The 17396-nt window shown below is 66.1% G+C and carries 16 protein-coding genes and 1 pseudogene; 9 read left to right on the top strand and 8 right to left on the bottom strand.

Going from position 1 to position 17396, the window contains the following annotated elements:
- Window positions 1-505 precede the first annotated feature (505 nt).
- A pseudogene (locus EB75_RS28700) lies at window positions 506-658 on the top strand (TIGR04338 family metallohydrolase); the annotation flags it as partial.
- A gap of 433 nt (window positions 659-1091) precedes the next feature.
- On the opposite strand, the gene EB75_RS06545 reads toward EB75_RS28700, so the two are convergent.
- The 3 genes from EB75_RS06545 to EB75_RS06535 all read right to left on the bottom strand — a co-directional run bounded on the left by EB75_RS06545 (window position 1092) and on the right by EB75_RS06535 (window position 4094).
- Window positions 1092-2114: a hypothetical protein gene (locus EB75_RS06545; protein WP_073694651.1), complete on the bottom strand. Its 1023-nt coding sequence runs from the start codon at window positions 2112-2114 to the stop codon at window positions 1092-1094.
- A gap of 2 nt (window positions 2115-2116) precedes the next feature.
- Complete coding sequence (locus EB75_RS06540) at window positions 2117-2641, bottom strand: hypothetical protein (protein WP_073694650.1); 525 nt, start codon at window positions 2639-2641, stop codon at window positions 2117-2119.
- A gap of 448 nt (window positions 2642-3089) precedes the next feature.
- Window positions 3090-4094 (bottom strand): DUF4331 family protein, encoded by a 1005-nt coding sequence (locus EB75_RS06535; RefSeq protein WP_073694649.1) that lies wholly within the window; start codon window positions 4092-4094, stop codon window positions 3090-3092.
- 71 nt (window positions 4095-4165) lie between these two features.
- Between EB75_RS06535 and EB75_RS06530 the strand changes: the two genes are divergently transcribed.
- The 6 genes from EB75_RS06530 (at window position 4166) to EB75_RS06505 (ending at window position 9728) form a co-directional block, all read left to right on the top strand.
- A complete protein-coding gene (locus EB75_RS06530) occupies window positions 4166-4831 on the top strand; it encodes an O-methyltransferase (RefSeq protein WP_073694648.1) in 666 nt (221 codons plus the stop codon).
- A gap of 126 nt (window positions 4832-4957) precedes the next feature.
- Complete coding sequence (locus EB75_RS06525; RefSeq protein WP_073694647.1) at window positions 4958-6544, top strand: PE-PPE domain-containing protein; 1587 nt, start codon at window positions 4958-4960, stop codon at window positions 6542-6544.
- Window positions 6545-6590: 46 nt separating this feature from the next.
- On the top strand, window positions 6591-6995 hold the full coding sequence (locus EB75_RS06520; RefSeq protein WP_073694646.1) for a hypothetical protein: 405 nt from the start codon (window positions 6591-6593) through the stop codon (window positions 6993-6995).
- An 83-nt stretch (window positions 6996-7078) separates the two neighbouring features.
- The gene (locus tag EB75_RS06515) at window positions 7079-7519 is read left to right on the top strand and encodes an SPW repeat protein (protein ID WP_073694645.1); all 441 of its coding nucleotides are present in this window, start codon (window positions 7079-7081) and stop codon (window positions 7517-7519) included.
- Between the two features lie 125 nt (window positions 7520-7644).
- Window positions 7645-8985, top strand: a complete 1341-nt coding sequence (locus EB75_RS06510; RefSeq protein ID WP_073694644.1) for an FAD-binding oxidoreductase — start codon at window positions 7645-7647, stop codon at window positions 8983-8985.
- Complete coding sequence (locus EB75_RS06505) at window positions 8982-9728, top strand: DAPG hydrolase family protein (RefSeq protein WP_073694643.1); 747 nt, start codon at window positions 8982-8984, stop codon at window positions 9726-9728. The genes EB75_RS06510 and EB75_RS06505 overlap by 4 nt, the downstream gene beginning before the upstream one ends.
- Window positions 9729-9865: 137 nt before the next feature.
- Here the strand turns inward: EB75_RS06505 and ilvD are convergent, their stop codons facing one another.
- The gene (gene ilvD, locus EB75_RS06500) at window positions 9866-11566 is read right to left on the bottom strand and encodes a dihydroxy-acid dehydratase (protein WP_073694642.1); all 1701 of its coding nucleotides are present in this window, start codon (window positions 11564-11566) and stop codon (window positions 9866-9868) included.
- Window positions 11567-11641: 75 nt separating this feature from the next.
- On the opposite strand from ilvD, the gene ricR reads away from it, so the two are divergent.
- Window positions 11642-11971, top strand: coding sequence for a copper-sensing transcriptional repressor RicR (gene ricR / locus EB75_RS06495; protein WP_073694641.1), 330 nt, complete (start codon window positions 11642-11644; stop codon window positions 11969-11971).
- An 82-nt stretch (window positions 11972-12053) separates the two neighbouring features.
- On the opposite strand, the gene EB75_RS06490 is transcribed toward ricR, so the two are convergent.
- The 4 genes from EB75_RS06490 to EB75_RS06475 are packed head-to-tail and all read right to left on the bottom strand — an operon-like array spanning window position 12054 to window position 16118.
- Window positions 12054-13640, bottom strand: coding sequence for a SulP family inorganic anion transporter (locus tag EB75_RS06490; RefSeq protein WP_073694640.1), 1587 nt, complete (start codon window positions 13638-13640; stop codon window positions 12054-12056).
- Window positions 13641-13653: 13 nt separating this feature from the next.
- Entirely contained in the window at window positions 13654-14352 is a 699-nt protein-coding gene (locus tag EB75_RS06485) for a cysteine hydrolase family protein (protein ID WP_073694639.1), read from the bottom strand.
- Complete coding sequence (locus EB75_RS06480; protein WP_073694638.1) at window positions 14349-15761, bottom strand: allophanate hydrolase; 1413 nt, start codon at window positions 15759-15761, stop codon at window positions 14349-14351. Before EB75_RS06480 ends, EB75_RS06485 begins: the two co-directional genes overlap by 4 nt.
- Before the next feature lie 57 nt (window positions 15762-15818).
- Window positions 15819-16118 carry an MTH1187 family thiamine-binding protein gene (locus EB75_RS06475; protein ID WP_073694637.1) on the bottom strand — a complete coding sequence of 100 codons (300 nt, stop codon included), beginning with the start codon at window positions 16116-16118 and terminating at the stop codon, window positions 15819-15821.
- Between the two features lie 178 nt (window positions 16119-16296).
- Between EB75_RS06475 and EB75_RS06470 the strand changes: the two genes are divergently transcribed.
- Entirely contained in the window at window positions 16297-17355 is a 1059-nt protein-coding gene (locus tag EB75_RS06470; RefSeq protein ID WP_073694636.1) for a L,D-transpeptidase, read from the top strand.
- The last annotated feature ends 41 nt before the right edge of the window (window positions 17356-17396 follow it).

Here is a 17396-nt window from a genome sequence, read left to right as displayed (position 1 = left end):
TTACGTGACGGACAACCCCTCAAACCTGGGGAAATACGTGACCGCTGACAACTGATGGACCTCTCATTGCGTATGGGATCAGTGCGCCATTCCTTCCACTCGCCGAGATCGTTTGCATCCATCTCGTGTAGTGCCTTCGGGAGGAGACGACTAGCGAGCCATCGAATGATCGGTGGGTACACGGTCGCGTAGGTGGTGCGAGTGCCCTGCTTGAGACGTGGCCAGCGGGAGGTCCGTAGGAACTCGGTGAAGACGCGCTCTGGCCGGTAATTCTCAGGGTCCTCTGCCAAGCGGGCTAGGTCGATGATCACCGGGGTGCCGGATTTTATGCCTGCTCGTGCTTCCAGATCTTCGAGCGAGTCGAACCACGCCAATTCGGGGATGAAGTCCGCTGGAGCAGACGAACCACCACCGGAAAGCACGGTCAGCCACCTGTCGCTCACAACGCCCCCGTTCGTCGGAGATAAATTGCCTGAACATAACACCGCGTATGTCCACAGAAACACTGCTGCACGAGCTGGCCCACCACCTGTCGGCCGCGGTGCCGCCGCACGGGCCGGCGTTCACCGCGACGTTCTGCGACCTGGCGGATGTCGTCATGGGCCCGGAGGTTGGGCACGTGCTGCGGGTGGTCTACGCGAAAGAGGGTGTGCTGTAGCCTCGGGTCGTCTAGAACGGTGCTGGTTCATCCGATTCCTTTGTGGCCGAGGCTATTTCGGCGATACGCTATTCGTTGTTCATCCGGGTCTCATTGATGAGTTGTTGGCGTTCCTGGGCGCGGGCGCGTTTGCGTTTGGGCATGCAATAGTCGCGCCCGGGTGTGCGCACCGGTTCCTCGGTGATCTCGGGTGTTCCGGTGGGTGTGGCCAGTTGTGGGTACCAGTTGCGCGCCTTCGGGTTTGGTGATGTAGGTGTGCCCGGTCGGGGCGACCCACACCACTGTTCCGTCCGGGAACTGGCGATCGGTCCAGCCGAGTACGAGCGGTACTGCAAGGCGCTGGCCGAGGCGAGCAGAATCGTGCAGTTGGTGCCCCCGGCGCACGCATCATCGGCACGCCCGGCATTCCCCCGGCGGTAACTCAGGACTGATCTCAGCGGTAATTCGACAAGGGACTCGCAAGTTCGACCACTGCGGTCGCTGTCTGAATCGCAAGCGCGGTTTCGTTCGACGTCGGCTCGTATCCCCGGTGCGCGGCCTTATTCCGAAGGGCTCCGACGTCTTCGACCAGACGCTTTGGAAGTGCTCCCGCGGCACCCACGTTCTTGTGAAGCTGCGTGAGCCTTGAGATTCCGTGATGCGAATCGAACTGTGCCTTGCGCGCCGTCGTCGGGATGTTGTCGGCGTCAAACTTGTTGTCGATCAACACAGTCAGGGAAAGTTCGGCGGCTGTGCAAGCATCTATTGCCGCACGGCGGTACTCCTTCGCGGAGGCCAGCGACCGGGCATTGCGTATGAAGAGCCACTCCAGAGGAGGCGGCGTTTGGCTAGCGGCCAACTTCAGGCAGGCGGTCAGGGTTTGGTGGTCGATAATGTCTACCCCGGTCGGGCTGAGCGCAGGGGTGCTCGTATCTTTCGACGCGTTTACGCGGTGGCCCTGATCGTCGCCGCTCCACGTGACGATGGAGCTGACGCGCATGCCGCTGCCAGCCTTTCCGATGGGAATGGAATTCTGTTTCGTAAAAATGGAAATCCATGAACTCGTTATTGCCCAGCAGGATTCGAGTTCGCGGACAGCACTGTCGCGCGCCCTGAAAAAGTCAGAAGCCATGCGGGTTGTGGAAATTGTGGTCTCGAAGCGCCACCGACTGATCCGTGCGTAGTCGGGTGACTGCGTGCCGTCCGGTTCGTCGTGGAATCCTACTGTGATGCCCCACTCGAAGTCCTCATCCGGAAAGTCGGCATTGGGCTTCGGCCCGCGACTACGTGTCCACGTCGGTGGATCCAAATGACCTTGCTGCCAGTTCTGCCGCAACGTCGGAAGGGAGATCGATACATCCCGGGTCGCAGTCTTGGTCTGGTAGCTGTGCCCGAGGCATTCGATTGCTATGAAAAGTCCATTGCCGCAAGCGAAGTGCCCTTCTAGGGGTCGCTCTTCAGCGGTGGCCGCGGTCACGGTCAGCGGTAGCCTCTAAAGCCGACAGTCGAATCCAACAGGGCGGTCTGGGTGATCGTCTTCTTTGGATTCCACACGCTTTGCAACCGTACCTCTATCGCTTCGCCGTCGATCTCGTCGTCATGGACGCGCTGCCATGTGCGGAGTATGAACTGTTCTGCCGACCCGTACGGATCATCCATCGTCGCACCGATCCACTTCCACAAGTTGTCGCCGTGCACGAGGATCGATTCTGTGCCCGGCAGAGGCTCTCCGGGCTGCACCAGCCGTTGCAGGACTTCGCCGGGATGGGCCGGCTTCTCGAACAGCCCGCTCTCACCGATCAGGTCGCCGTTGACCGTGATCGTCCTCGTTTCTTCGTCATCTCGTATGTCAGTGATCCGTCCGCGCCGGTCACCGTCGTTCGTGGGAACCAGCAGCTCGTCTCCCGGTCGCAGTGCCTGCACGACCGTCGGCCGCAACGGTGCGAAGAATGTGATCTCGTTCGCGTCGGCAAGCTCATGTTCGGCGTCGTTGTTGACCGTCATCTGTACTCCTGTTTTGCGGGCGCGGGGTCGTTGCCGCGCCATTCGCCTGGCCCGTGAATTTCCGAGCCACTAGCGAGCAGCTTATGACTGGGGTCCGACACATCTCGGTGTGTCGGGCTGCGTGTCTTTGCGCCAGCCCGTCACGGCCGGTACCACGAATGAGTTGATCGACAAGAAATGGGCGCCGCAAAGACCCGCCATCGCGCCGACGGCTAAGGCACCTACACAGAAGGGCCGCAGTCGGACACCCCAGCAGGAATCGTCGACGGTTAGGCCAACTAGCCATCGTCACGAGGCGCCGGTTCTTGAAGGCACGGCTATTAGCCGACCTAACCGTTGAGGATCGCGCAGAACGGCGCGGCGGTGCCGAGAGGGCAGTCGCCCTGCGCGGGGCTGAGCCGTCGTCCTACTGCCGAGCCAGCCTAAGCATCGACGATGTGCGAGTCGCCTAGTGCGGCGGACCGAGATACGGGAAGACCTGCAGGGTGTCGGTGCGCGGACTCAAGCCGGACGGCGGGCAGTCGCCCTTGGTCAACGACGCCAGTCGGTAGTCGATGACGTCGTCGGTGAACACCCGGCCGTTCGGGTACTTGGCGGGCAGCGACGGATTAAACGTCAGCATGTCGGGCAGGATGCCCTCGGCGTCGACGGCGGCGACGGCCTCCTCGTCGGTGTAGCCGCCGGTGTGCCCCAGCAGGTGGACGAACATGGGCATCCAGCGGTCGCGGTCGTGCTCGGGCTCGCTGGCGTTGTACTCCTCCTTGGTGTCGTCGGTGTTGAAGAAGCTGCTGACCGACGGATGCCCGGCCCGGTCGACGTGCAGCAGCGTGCCGTCGCGGCGGACGCTGCAGCGGCCCCAGATTCGGATGTCGGGCGTGGCGCCCAGCAGTTGCGCCGTCGGCAGTTCCAGGACCATCGAGCACACGTTGGCCTGCGTGTTGGAATCCACTCCGGTCCACGGGAACTCGCCACTGAGGTGCAAAGCGGTGAAATTGCGGCCGCCCCGGATGTCGAACAGGTTCTTGATGCCGTCGAAGTCGAAGAAGAAGGCGTCGCTGCGGGCGCCGGCGAAGAACCGGTAGCCGCCGGATTCAGCGATCACCGGCTCCGTGCCGAACGACACTTCGACGCCCTCGAAGACCTTGTCGCCCAACGCTTCCGGTGACCGGGCGGCCTCTCCGGTCGCCACGAACACGTCGACCGTCTGCCGGCCCGAATCTGGCTCGGAGAAGACGTAGCTGAAGGCGATGTCGTTGCGCAGGTCGCCGTCATTGTCGATGGCCAGTCGGTAGACGGCGTCGGGGTGCAGGGCGTCGGCGTTGGGGTTGGCGTTGAGGATGAGGACGGTGCGGGTCGGGTCGGCCGGCGATTGGAAGGCGTACAGATCGCAGAGGTCCAGGCGTTGGTCACCCAGGGGCGGTCCCAGGCTGAGCCCGGTGAAGTGATTTGACATAGCCGTTATTTAAGGCGTTGGAGCGCGGCGGCGATCCGGAATCGGTCAATTGTCGACGCTAGCCTGGTGTCATGACGCAACCCGATCCCCAGGCTGTCGACCAGATGTTCAACGAAGTGTTGCGTACCGAGGACGAGGCGCTGGCCGCAGCGCGGCAGTCTGCGGTGACGGCAGGCATGCCGGCCATCGAGGTTTCGGCGCAGCATGGAAAGTTGTTGTCGCTCTTGGTCGCTGCCACAGGAGCCACCCGGGTTCTGGAGATCGGGACGCTCGCCGGCTACAGCACCATCAACCTGGCGCGTGGTGCCGGCGCGGCCGGCCGGGTGATCACGTTGGAGTACTCGCCCGAGCATGCAGAGGTCGCGCGGACGAACTTCGAGCGGGCCGGTGTCGCGGACCGGGTGGAGGTGCTGGTCGGGGCGGCGCTGGACACCTTGCCGCTGCTGGCCGAGCGTGGCGAACAGTTCGACTTCTTCTTCATCGACGCCGACAAGGAGAACAACAGCGCCTACGTCGAATGGGCGGTGCGGCTGGCGGCTCCGGGAGCCCTGATCGTGGTCGACAACGTCACCCGGATGGGCCGGGTGCTCGATCCGGCGGAGGATGATCTGCAGGCCCGCGGGGTGCGCGACATGCTGGAGCTGCTGGGCAACCATCCCCGGCTCGAGGCCGCGGCCATCCAGACCGTCGGCACCAAGGGCTGGGACGGCTTTGCGGTAGCGCGCGTCGCGACCTAGGTCAGCGAATTCTGGCAAATATTGACCCCTGGGATAGCGCCGGGTGTACCTTCCGGTGAAAGTCAGCACTTGGGGGGTGGGGACGATGTCTGCACGACTGATGATCCAAACAGCCTGACCGCCAAAATGCGGGTGCTCGTAGCAGTGCTCGGCGCGGCCGCCATGATGATCGGCGGGCTTTCCACTCCGTCGATGCTCGCCAAATCCAAAGCCCTGGATCTCGCCGCCGTTACCACCGGACCGCTGATGCGCGTCGCGGATTGGGTTGGCTTTCACAACATTTCGGTGCCCAACGTGCCGGTGCTCGGTGATGTCAACCTTGCGCTGAATTACACCGACAGTGATCCGGTGAACCTGTACGACAAGATCAACGCCTACCCCTTCGGTGGATTCCTGCTGGGGAACTATTACCGCCAGCCCGGTGGATCGCTGGGCATGGGAATTCTGGTGTCGTCGGGCATCGCCACCCCGAACGCGGTCAAGGCCTATCAGGCACTGCTGGCCAGCGGCGCCGGCAACACTCCGGCCGGGTACATCCCGCTGACACCGGCAGGGCGGGTCAACTCCATCACCGGTGTGCCGTGCACCGCGGGACTCGGGTGCGTTCAGGGCGTCAACAACACCAATCTGGTGATGCTCTTCATCAATGATCCGGGGACGCCCAACGGCGGCATCTACGCCCGGTTCGGTTCGATCCTGCAGCGCCTGGGACTGCATCCCGTCACTCCCGGCGGTCAGTCGACGTCCAGCACCGGTATCAAGGTCAGCGCCGCGACAGTTGGTGTCGGCTGGGGCTACAGCCTCATGTCGGACTTCCCTGAGACACCCAACCTGTTCTCTCTGGCCAACTCGCTGATGGCGACCATTTTGCCGACCAACCTGCTGGGCGGGGTCACCCTCGGCGGAGCGTCGGGCGTCGAGATTGCGACCAACCTCGGTCTGCTGGCGACGCTGGGAACGCCCAGTACTGCGTACTCCACCTTGGTGCCCAACGACCTGCCGCTGTTGGAGCCGCTGCGGCTGCCATCACGCATCGCCAACTTTGTGCTCGGCAAGCTCGGGGTGCAGGCCAAGCTGGGGACTCCGCTGGCGGATGCCCTGCAGCCGGCGTTGTCGATCCTGGTCAATACCGGCTACACCGACGTTGTGCTGCCGGGGCAGGGCGGTACGTACAACCGCACGTTCAACGACCAGGGCACCTACACCCAGTTCATGACCAAAGCGGTCCTGACCCCGAAGCAGTGGCTGCAGGTTCCGGGCGACGTGGTCCGCGCCCTGGTCGTCGGGTTCCAGGACCAGTTCCCGATTCTGCGGTTCGGCCGCCCGGCGCCGACGCTCGTTCCGGACGGTGACCACCTGAAGATCAGCTACGCACCCGCTCCGCCCGTCACTCCCGTTGCCGCAACGGAAACCAGTGTGCCGAGCACGCCGACGACCAAGGTCGCGAAAGCTCCCGCCGCGGTCAAGCCGGTGGCCGCTGAGCCTGGCACCAGCCCGACCAAGGCGGCGCAGGACGATGCGTCGGACCAGGTCAAGGCGCAGGACGACAAGTCGGACCAGCCTGACAAGAAGGCCAAGAAGGGACCGCGTGGCAAGGGGCATGAGAAGTCGTCCGGAAAGGACACAGGCAAGAAAGTCGGCAAGACCACCGAGAAGCCGGCTCCGAACAAGGTGGCAGCAGACAAGGACACGGCAGACAAGCCGGCGGCCTGAGCGTCTCGGCCGGGTCGTGCGCTCTGAGTGTGGCTAGGGTGGCCGCATGAGGGTAGCCACGGTTCTCGGGTCTGTCGGCGTGATGGTCGCCGTTGGCATCGCGCCGACAGCCTCGGCTGAGCAGACGCCGCTCCCCGAAGTGCCCGCGACGCCCGGAACGACGTTCGTCGACGATCCGTCGATCCGCGACGCCTACCCGTTGACGGCGGAATCCTGGAGCCGGCTGGACCCGGAACCCGCACTGGCGCTGAACATCTCGATCGGATCGCCCGACTGCTACGGGGTGCACGCCACCGTCCAGGAGACGGAGCAGACCGTGGTGGTCACGTTGACGTCCGGCCGTCGGTCTGACCGTGAGCAGATGGTCTGCACCATGATGATCATGCCCGGCAAAATCGTTGTGCCGCTTGCCGGTCCGGTGGGTGACCGGACGGTGGCGGTGGCGGGTTAGGCCGCAGAAATCCGCGTAGCCTTGTGGGTGATGGATCGGTGCGGCAGGGCCGAACCCCTTGTCGCGTAACGGAAGGGGCAGAAATGACTACGGTCCATTCGTCAATCGATCAACACCCTGACATCTTGGCGTTGCGGGCCGGCTATGACCGCATCGCCGAGTCGATGGCGGCGCAGGCGACCTTTGGCTTGACCTTGATGGTGGCGGCCTACGCCGCGTTGTCACCGTGGATCGTCGGCTACTTCAGCCTGCCGCGGCTGACGGTCAACGATGTGTTCGTCGGCGGAACCGTCGGGGTCCTGGCATTGTGCTTCGGCTGCGCCCTCGACCGCACCCATGGCCTGACCTGGACACTGCCGTTCTTCGGCGTGTGGATGATCGCCGCGCCGTGGATCTTCCAGAGCGCGCCGACCATGGGCATGATCTGGTCCCATGTGATCAGTGGCGCGCTGATCATGATGTTGGGCATGTGTGCGGCGTACCTCGGTATGCGCGTACGCGGCTCTGAGGCTCGGCACGGCTGAGCCTGAATTCCGCCGACCGGCCTGGGAGGTGCTCCCAGGCCCGCTGACGTGCGCAAAATTGACGCAACCGCTGATTCCTGGTGTTACGTTTCGGTGCAGGTGGGGTCGAGGCGTGAGGAGTTGCGGTGACAGCTTTGGCCGAGGTCCGGCATTTTCGCCGCGGTGACGCGGGCTACGAGGAGGCGCGCTGCGCGACGGTGTGGAATGCGCGTGTGCCGCAGCGGTTTCCGGACGTCATCGTGCAGGCATCGACCACCGCGGACGTGGTGGTGGCGGTCCGGTACGCCCGCGCGAACGGCCTGACGGTCGGCATCCGGTCCGGTGGGCACAGCTGGTCGGCCAATCATCTGCGCGACGGCGGCCTGCTGCTCGACGTGAGCCGGCTCGACGTCTGCCGGGTGGATCGCGAGGCGATGACCGCGGTGGTAGGCCCCGGCAAGGGTGGCAGCGTCCTGGCGGCCGAGCTGGAGCAGCAGGGCCTGTTCTTCCCATCGGGACACTGCCGGGGCGTGCGCTTGGGTGGCTACCTGCTGCAGGGTGGCTATGGCTGGAACAGCCGGGTCCTGGGTCCTGCATGTGAAAGCGTGCTGGCGCTCGACGTGGTCACGGCCGACGGTGAGCAGCTCCGGTGCGACGCTGAACATCATTCCGACTTGTATTGGGCGGCACGAGGATCCGGCCCCGGATTCTTCGGCGTGGTGACCGCGTTCCACCTCCGGCTCTACCCACAACCGCCGGTGTGCGGTAGCAGTCTGTACGTCTACCCCTTCGAGGCCGCCGACGAGATCTACCCGTGGGCCCGCGGGATCAGCGCCGAGGTGGATCGCCGCGTGGAGCTGCAGATCGTCGCCTCGCGGGCCATGCCGAGTTCGGGTCTGGATACGCCGGGCATCGTGCTGGCTTCGCCGGTGTTCGCCGACAGCGACGACGAAGCGAAAGCCGCAGTGGCACTGCTGGATACGTGCCCCGCGCGGCCACACGCCCTGATGGCGGTGCCGTTCGCGCCGACGAACCTGCCCACCTGGTACGACGCGGTGATGAGCAACTACCTGAGCGACCATCGCTACGCCGCCGACAACATGTGGACGTCGGCGTCGACGGCCGAGCTGCTGCCGGGCGTGCGGCAAATCCTCGAGACCATGCCGCCGCACCCGTCGCATTTCCTCTGGCTGAACTGGGGTCCGTCGCCGGCTCGCCAGGACATGGCCTACAGCCTCGAGGACGAGGTGTATCTGGCGCTCTACTCCGGCTGGGCAGACGCCGCAGATGACGAAAAATACGGAGACTGGGCCCGATCCAACATGGCGGCCATGTCCCACCTGGCCACCGGAATCCAGCTGGCCGACGAGAACCTCGGGGCCCGGCCGGCCCGGTTCGCCACCGACGCGGCCATGGCGCGACTGGACAGTGTGCGCGCACAATATGACCCGGACGGTCGGTTCTACGCGTGGATGGGACGCACATGAACTACCTGGGTTACCGCGACGACGACGCAGACACGCCATTCGGCAGATTCTTCAACCCGGACATGGCCCCACTGCCACGTCATGTGGTGCTGGCGCTCGAACACGGGCCGCAGGCCGCGCCGGTGATGCCGGCGTTCGACGATCCGTTGGCCGCGGACGGTTACCAGCAGACCGAGAACGGGTACGGCCGGACGCCCGACGGCGGCTACACCGTGGCGGTCCGCACCGACATGCCGCGCGTGACGCCGCAGATGTGGGACTGGTGGTTCGGCTGGCACGGTTGCGATGCGCGTCGCTACAAGCTGTGGCATCCCCGGGCACACGTGTCCGCCGTGTGGCGTGACGGCCGCGACGACATCGCCTACATAGGCCGCACGTCGCTGGTCGAGGAGTACCTCGGCTCGTCATTCAGTTCTGTGGCAATCCAATTCGTCGACCCGGCTACGCAGGGGCACGAGGGGTTGGCCATCGCCGCACGCCTGGGTTCCCCCGACATTCCCGTCGACATCGGTTGGCTGGTACATCAGGTGCGGCCGACCCCGGACGGTGCCGAGATGCGCTCCCGGTTCTGGATGGGCGGCGAGCACGTCAACTTCCGTGCGGGTAAGTCCTTGGCGGATCACGCATTTCGGGTCCTCGCGGCTCGCCAGCTGCCGGACCCGCGGGACCTGCTGGTGCACTGCGCACAGGAGATGAACCACCTGGCCGGGTTCCTGCCGGAGCTCTACGCCGAATTCTCCTGACCCGCGGCGCGGAGCAGGTCCGCGGCCTCGGTCTGATAGGCGTGCTCGGCCCACTCCAGCGGGATCCCGTTCGCCCACCGGGGGTTTTGTGCACGATTTTCCGCGCCTACCGCGGAAAATCGTGCACAAATCCCAGGCTAGGTGCAGACGGCGCCGACGGCGGCGGACTGCACCAGCTTGGTGTACTTGGCCAGCACGCCGGTCTTGTAGCGCGGCGGCAGCGGCTCGAAACCTTCACGGCGCGAGGCCAATTCGGCCTCGTCGACCAGCAGGTCCAGCGTGCCGTTGGCGACGTCCAGGCGGATGCGATCACCGTCGCGCACGAACGCGATGGGGCCGCCGTCGACGGCCTCCGGCGCGATGTGCCCGACGCACAGGCCAGTCGTCCCGCCCGAGAAGCGGCCGTCAGTCATGAGCAGCACGTCCTTGCCCAGGCCGGCGCCCTTGATGGCGCCAGTGATGGCCAGCATCTCGCGCATGCCCGGGCCGCCCTTGGGGCCCTCATAGCGGATGACGACGACGTCGCCGTGCGTGATGGTGCCGTCCTCCAGTGCGTCGAGGGCGGCGCGCTCGCGCTCGAAAACCCTTGCGGTGCCTTCGAACACGTCGGACTCGAAGCCGGCCGACTTCACGACGGCGCCCTCGGGGGCCAGTGAGCCGTGCAGGATGGTGATGCCGCCGGTCGGGTGGATCGGGTTGTTCATCGCCCGCAGCACCTTGCCGTCCGGGTCGGGCGGCGCGATGTGGGCGAGGTTCTCGGCCATGGTCTTGCCGGTGATGGTGAGGCAATCACCGTGCAGCAGACCGGCATCCAGCAGTGCGCGCATGACGACGGGCACGCCGCCGATCTCGTCGACGTCCTTCATCACGTGGCGACCGAAGGGCTTCACGTCGGCCAGGTGCGGGACCTTGTTGCCGATGCGGGTGAAGTCGGCGAGCGTCAGGTCGACCTCGGCCTCTTTGGCGATGGCCAGTAGGTGCAGCACCGCGTTGGTGGAGCCGCCGAACGCCATGACGACGGCGATGGCGTTCTCGAACGCTTCCTTGGTCAGGATGTCGCGCGCGGTGATGCCGCGGCGCAGCATCTCGACGACGGCCTCGCCGGACTTGCGGGCGAATTCGTCACGACGCTTGTCGATGGCGACGGGAGAAGCGCTGCCCGGCAACGACATACCGAGTGCCTCGGCCGCCGAGGCCATGGTGTTGGCGGTGTACATACCGCCACAGGCACCCTCGCCCGGACAGATGGCGCGTTCGATGATGTCGACGTCCTCGCGGGACATCAGCCCGCGGGCGCACGCACCGACGGCCTCGAAGGCGTCGATGATGGTGACTTCCTTCTCGGTGCCATCGGTCAGCTTCGCGACGCCGGGCATGATCGAGCCGTTGTAGAAGAAGACGCTGGCCAGGTTCAGCCGGGCGGCGGCCATCAGCATGCCGGGGATCGACTTGTCGCAGCCGGCGAGCAGAACCGAGCCGTCGAGGCGCTCGGCCTGGATCACGGTCTCGACGCTGTCCGCGATGACCTCGCGCGACACCAGCGAGAAGTGCATGCCCTCGTGGCCCATCGAGATGCCGTCGGAGACGGAGATGGTGCCGAACTCCAGCGGGTAACCACCGGCGGCGTGCACGCCCTCCTTGACCGACTGCGCCAGCCGCTGCAGCGACATGTTGCAGGGCGTGATCTCGTTCCACGACGAGCCGACGCCGATCTGCGGCTTGACCCAGTCGTCGTCGCCCATGCCTACCGCCCGCAGCATGCCTCGGGCTGCGGTTTTCTCCAGGCCGTCGGTGACGTCGCGACTGCGGGGCTTGATATCGGGCTGATCAGCAGACATGCAGGTAAGTATGCCCGCCGCCGCCAAGCGAAATTGCATTGGATACCCCTAAGGGGTATGCGGTACGCTGGGGTTATGACGTCAGACGAGTCGGACGTTGCGGTGGCGGGTCACCCTGAGGCCCAACACGGCTATTCGCCGAACAAGGACAACTACGCCAAGCGGCTGCGGCGCGTCGAGGGACAGGTCCGCGGCATCGCCAAGATGATCGACGAGGACAAGTACTGCATCGACGTGTTGACGCAGATCAGCGCGGTCAACAGCGCGTTGCAGTCGGTCGCGTTGGCGCTGCTCGACGAGCACCTGGGCCACTGCGTGAGCCACGCGGTGGCGGTCGGCGGGGACGAGGCCGAGCAGAAGCTGGCCGAGGCCTCCGCGGCGATCGCGCGGCTCGTCCGGTCCTGACGCAATGTGACTCCACGAGCGTCGTCATCGAGTCATTTGCGATGGCGCCGCTGTCAGGGGCACATTGTGATCGCGCCGTCTCCTAGCGCCCGGCGACGACGTCCGACTCGTCGACCGTGACCGGTTGATCGGCGCCGGGTAACCGCGAGTACGCGGCGCACACCAGCCCGAAGAACAGGTAACCGAGAGCGACTTGTGGATTGGCTGCCCACGCCACCTCGGGTGCGTGGATCAGGCCGATGAAGGACAACGCCGCACCCACGGCCGACGCGATGGCCGCGTAGAGGAACTTCTTCTCCAGGATGAAGGTCACCATGGTGCCGAGAATCAGGCCGACCAGCACCGCGCCCTCGCCGAGCGTCTGCAGCCCCTGGTAGACCACGCCCGCGCCGTTGAGTTTGTCCAGTCCCACGGCCGCGGCCGACGTGCCTGCGGCGTTCAATGTGTTGTCGACCAGGCCGCCGGCCCATTGCGCCAGGTTGGGCAGCAGCGCGGCGACGACCGCGACGGCATGTAGACGCGGCACCGCCTGGAATGCCTGCGCCCCGATCAGCAGACCGATGTAGAGCAGGATCGGCACGATCGCGGGCACCGGCAGCAGGGCGTCGAGCACGCCGAACAGACCCAGGAAGCAGAAGACGCCGATCACCGCGCCGCTAGCCAACGAATACCCGGCCCGGCCGCCGGCGTCCTTCCAGCCGGGGTGGCCGATGTACACGGCCGGCGGGAACGGCGAGCCGAAGGCCGACCCGATCACCGCACCCGCGCCGTCGGCCAGCAACACGCTGCGCAGGTTGTAGTTGTCGCCGGCGGCGGCCGCGCTCTCCACGTTGCTCATCGCCTCGGTGAAGTTGTACACACCGAGGGGAATCGCGGTGCCCAGCAGCGGGGCCAGATGCGACAGGCCCGAGACCAGCATGCCGACCCGCAGATCGGGCAGCCCGATCGCGATGTCGGACACCGCCTTTGCGACGTCGGGTGCCGACATGAACCCGCCGATCCATCCGATGGCGGTACCGACCAGCAGCGCGGCCAGCCCGGTCGGGATGCCGAACGGCAGCTTCATGTCGGTGAAGAACCCGATGAGGATGATCGCCAGCACCGGCAGGCCGATCCAGGCCGCCTCCCACATCAGGGCCGCCGGCCGCATCGAGATGAACGTGATGGAGATGCCCGCCAGCGTCCCGAGCATGGCGGCCCGCGGCGTCAGCTTGCGGATGTGGGGCCCGACGAACGCGCCGATCATCACGATGATGCCGATCATGAAGGCCCACGCCAGTCCCGCCTGCCAGGCCTGCATCGCATCCTTGGTGTGCAGATACACCGGCAGCATCACCACGAACACCACGATGAACATGTGCGGCACGCTCGGGCCGTAGGGCAAAGCTGTGACGTCCGTGCGGTTTTCGCGCCGGGCGAGGCGCCGCGCCAGGAACGTGTAGTAGAGGTTCCCGAGGATCAGGGCCACGCCGAGCGCGGGCAGGATGGTGCCGAGCACGTCGCCGGCCGGCACCTTGACGACCCCGATCATGAGACCCGTCAGCGTCAGCACGTTCACCAGGATGTTGAACCCCAGCCCGAAGAACGCGTTGGTGTCGCCACGCGTCCACCACGGAATGGACAACTTGGGAGTATCGGCGGCCGGGGGATCGGAGACGTCGGTGGACATGGGCTGGTCCTCTCTAAACCGCGGACGGTGACGGGGCGGCGAGTTGTTGCAGCGCGGGAATGACTGCCGCGGTGTCTGCGACCCAGCCGAAGATGCCGCCCTGCGCGGCGATCATCTCCAGGCCCACGCGCTGGAACTCCGGGAAATATGAACCGACGCAATCGGATACGACCAGGCACTCGTAGCCGCGGTCGTTGGCTTCGCGTGTGGTGGTGTGCACGCACACCTCGGTGGTGACGCCGGTGACGAGCAGCTGGGTGATGCCCGCAGCGGTCAGCGCATCCTGGAGCCCGGTGGCGTAGAACGCGCCCTTGCCCGGCTTGTCGATCACCAATTCCCCGTCGATGGGGGCCAGCTCGTCGACGATGTCGTGACCGTATTCGCCGCGGATCAGGATGCGCCCGTACTTGCCGGGGTCCCCGATCCGCTTCGACGGCGCACCGCGATTGAGCTTGGCGGGCGGGCAGTCCGACAGGTCGGGTTCGTGGCCCTCACGGGTGTGGATGACCGTGATCCCGGCCGCGCGGGCCGCGGCGATCAGCGCCGCCAGTGGTGGCACCACCTTGAGCAGCTGGTCGACGTCGTTCCCGAGGCTTTCGCCGAATCCGCCGGGCAGCAGGAAATCGCGTTGCATGTCGATGACGATCAGCGCGGTCTGACCCGCTGTGAGCGTGAACGGTGTCGGCTCGGCCGGGACCTCGACAGACGTCATGCGGGCTCCTTGACCGTCGCTGCGGCGACTTCGGTTGTCGCGCGGGGCTCATCGAGGATTCGGGCGGCCAAGGTCAGCGCGGTGTCGTCCGACAGGGCGTTGCCCAGCAGCATGGCGCTGTACGGACGTCCATCAGTGGTCACGCCGAGCGGGACAGCGACACCCAGCAGATCGAGCAGATTGCCGAAGTGCGTGTAGTGGCCCAGCATCGTGTTGCAGTTGATCGGATTCGCCTGCACCTGTTCGACGGTGAAGGTGGTCCCGATGGTCGGCACCACGAGGAGGTCCATGGTCTGCCAGAGGCGGCCCACCTCGGCTTTGAGCTCCTGCAGTTTCTGCAGGGCGGCGAACGCGTCGACCGCGGTGTAGTTCAGGCCGCTGCGGAAGATGTCGCGCACCACAGGATGGATCGAATCAGGTTGCGCGGCAAGGAAATCACCGAACTCGACGAGTCGCTCGGCCACCCACGGGCCCTGGTACAGCAAGGCGCCGGCGGCCAGGAACGGCGTCAGGGACACCTCGACGATGACGGCCTGGCGCTCGAGATGGTCACGGAAACTCAGATGCGCCGCACGCATGGCGTCATCGCCGAAGAACTCCAGCTCGGCGGCCGGCGGCAGTCCGACCCGGATCGGCGCGCCGTCGTGGCGCGGTCCCCGGTCGCGCGACCAGGCGTCGGCGTCGTCGCGGGCGGCCATCACGTCGAAAACCCGGTCCACGTCGTCGATGCAGCCCGCCATCACGCTGAGGCAATCCAGAGACTTGCACGCTGGTACCAGTCCGACCGTGCTGATCAGTCCACGGGACGGTTTGAAACCCACCACGCCGTTGAGGGCCGCGGGGACCCGACCGGACCCGGCGGTGTCGGTGGCCACCGCGAACGGCACCTGGCCCAGCGCCACCGCCAGCGCGGAGCCCGAACTGGACCCGCCCGAGATGAGGCCGCCACCGAAGACACTGCGCGGGACAGTGTAGGGCGTACGGGTGCCGTTGAGGCCCGTGGCGAATTGGTCGAGGTTGGTCTTGCCGACGTAGAGGGCGCCCGCGTCGAGCAGGCGTTGCACCGCCGGTGCGGTCCGCTCGGCGACGTAGGCGTAGTCGGGGCAGGACAGCGTGGTGGGCACCCCGGCGACGTCGATGCTGTCCTTCACCCCGAACGGCACGCCGTACAGCGGCAGGGTGCGGGCGCCGGGCCGGTTCTCGATCTCGGCCGCGGCCGCCAACAACTCCTCGCGCGGCACGACGGACAGCCAGGTGCCGTCGTCCCCGCGGGCGGCGATGGCATCGGCGACGCGGGCCGCGGTCTTGACCGGGGAGCCCGTGCCGGCGGCGTGCGAATCGAGGATCTCGGCGACCGACGGGCCTATCGTCGGACCGGTACCCAACCCGCCGCGCGCATCTGAACCCATGCTTGACCATTGTCAGCAGCATGATGGCGCCGGCAGTACGGGCGTGTATCGATCGTGTTAGGTGCCGAGCTCCTGTTCGATCCGCTGGACCTTCGCGGTGAGCTGGCCGGTGTAGCCGGGCCGGATGTCGGCCTTGAGGACCAGACTGACGCGTGGGGACACCGCCGCCACCGCTTCGACGGCGCGTTTGACCACGGCCATCACCTCGTCCCACTCACCCTCGATGTTGGTGAACATCGCGTTGGTCTCGTTGGGCAGGCCCGACTCTCGCACCACCCGCACGGCAGCGGCGACGGCCGCGCCGACACCGACGGACTCGTCTCCACCCATCGGGCTGACGCTGAAGGCAACAATCACATGGTCGATTGTGCGCTCCAGCGCTGCCGGGGGAGTAACGCCCGACATATCTGAGGCGATCAACAGTGCAGTTCAGCGGCCTTCGACGGGGCCGAAAACGGGGTGGGACGGCCCTTCGCGGCAGGGGCCGGTCAACGCGCTATGACAGACTGGGGACGTTGTGAACTGGAGGTGGCGGATGCCGCAGTGGAACAAGAGCAAGCTGTTGACCGTGGTCGTGGCGGCCGGACTGGTCGCCGGGATGACCGTCGCAACCCCGTCGGCGTGGGCCGACCCGGATGTGCCGGACCCAGATGTGGCGGCAGCGCCCATCGACCCGGGACTTCCCACTGAGGCACCCCTGCCGCCGCCGATCCCGCCGGCTGCTGAGCCGGCCCCGGCGCCGGCCCCGGTCATCCCGGGCGCCCCGATCCCCGGCGAGCCACAACCGATCCCGTCAGGCACCCCGGCCGGACAGAACCCGACGCCGTTCGTCGGCCAGCCGCCGTTCAACCCGCCCAGCTTCAACCCGGTCAACGGGTCCATGGTCGGCGTGGCCAAGCCGATCTACATCAACTTTCCGCGGCCCATCGCCAACAAGCAGATGGCGCAGGACGCCGTGCACATCTCGTCGAACCCGCCGGTGCCCGGCATGTTCTATTGGGTGACCGACACGCAACTGCGCTGGCGGCCCATCGACTTCTGGCCGGCCAACACCGTCGTCAACATCGACGCCGCAGGCACCAAGTCCAGCTTCCGCACCGGTGATTCACTGGTCGCCACCGCCGACAACGCCACGCACCAGATGACCATCAGCCGCAACGGGAAGGTCGAGAAGACGTTCCCGATGTCCATGGGCAAGTCCGGTAACGAGACCAAGAACGGCACGTATTACGTGCTGGAGAAGTTCCCGGACATCGTGATGGACTCGTCCACCTACGGCGTCCCCGTCGACTCGCCGCAGGGCTACAAGCTCAAGGTGCAGTGGGCGGTCCGCATCGACAACAGCGGCGCGTTCGTGCACAGTGCCCCGTGGTCGGTGTCCGACCAGGGCAAGCGCAACGTCAGCCACGGCTGCATCAACCTGTCGCCCGAGAATGCCAAGTGGTTCTACGACCAGTTCGGCAGCGGTGACCCGATCGTCGTGAAGAACTCGGTCGGGCTCTACAACTACTCGGACGGCGCGGGCGACTGGCAGTGGGGCATGCAGACCCCCGCCGCGGCTCCGTCGACCGGCTCGGGTTCCGGCACGCGCTGACCCGCGAACAACGCGAAACCCCCTATTTCCCACGGAAATAG

The sequence above is a fragment of the Mycobacterium sp. ST-F2 genome, from assembly GCF_001905655.1.
GTDB lineage: Bacteria > Actinomycetota > Actinomycetes > Mycobacteriales > Mycobacteriaceae > Mycobacterium.
Note: the sequence above shows the minus strand (reverse complement) of the source record. Positions and strands in the feature narration are given on the sequence as shown.

What these genes read in the sequence shown, in the direction of transcription:
- EB75_RS06490 (WP_073694640.1), bottom strand. Translation starts at nt 13,640, where the DNA reads ATGTCCACCGACGTCTCCGATCCCCCGGCCGCCGATACTCCCAAGTTG.
- EB75_RS06470 (WP_073694636.1), top strand. Translation starts at nt 16,297, where the DNA reads ATGCCGCAGTGGAACAAGAGCAAGCTGTTGACCGTGGTCGTGGCGGCC.
- EB75_RS06485 (WP_073694639.1), bottom strand. Translation starts at nt 14,352, where the DNA reads ATGACGTCTGTCGAGGTCCCGGCCGAGCCGACACCGTTCACGCTCACA.
- EB75_RS06535 (WP_073694649.1), bottom strand. Translation starts at nt 4,094, where the DNA reads ATGTCAAATCACTTCACCGGGCTCAGCCTGGGACCGCCCCTGGGTGAC.
- EB75_RS06520 (WP_073694646.1), top strand. Translation starts at nt 6,591, where the DNA reads ATGAGGGTAGCCACGGTTCTCGGGTCTGTCGGCGTGATGGTCGCCGTT.
- EB75_RS06480 (WP_073694638.1), bottom strand. Translation starts at nt 15,761, where the DNA reads ATGGGTTCAGATGCGCGCGGCGGGTTGGGTACCGGTCCGACGATAGGC.
- EB75_RS06525 (WP_073694647.1), top strand. Translation starts at nt 4,958, where the DNA reads ATGCGGGTGCTCGTAGCAGTGCTCGGCGCGGCCGCCATGATGATCGGC.
- EB75_RS06540 (WP_073694650.1), bottom strand. Translation starts at nt 2,641, where the DNA reads ATGACGGTCAACAACGACGCCGAACATGAGCTTGCCGACGCGAACGAG.
- ricR (WP_073694641.1), top strand. Translation starts at nt 11,642, where the DNA reads ATGACGTCAGACGAGTCGGACGTTGCGGTGGCGGGTCACCCTGAGGCC.
- EB75_RS06505 (WP_073694643.1), top strand. Translation starts at nt 8,982, where the DNA reads ATGAACTACCTGGGTTACCGCGACGACGACGCAGACACGCCATTCGGC.
- ilvD (WP_073694642.1), bottom strand. Translation starts at nt 11,566, where the DNA reads ATGTCTGCTGATCAGCCCGATATCAAGCCCCGCAGTCGCGACGTCACC.
- EB75_RS06530 (WP_073694648.1), top strand. Translation starts at nt 4,166, where the DNA reads ATGACGCAACCCGATCCCCAGGCTGTCGACCAGATGTTCAACGAAGTG.
- EB75_RS06515 (WP_073694645.1), top strand. Translation starts at nt 7,079, where the DNA reads ATGACTACGGTCCATTCGTCAATCGATCAACACCCTGACATCTTGGCG.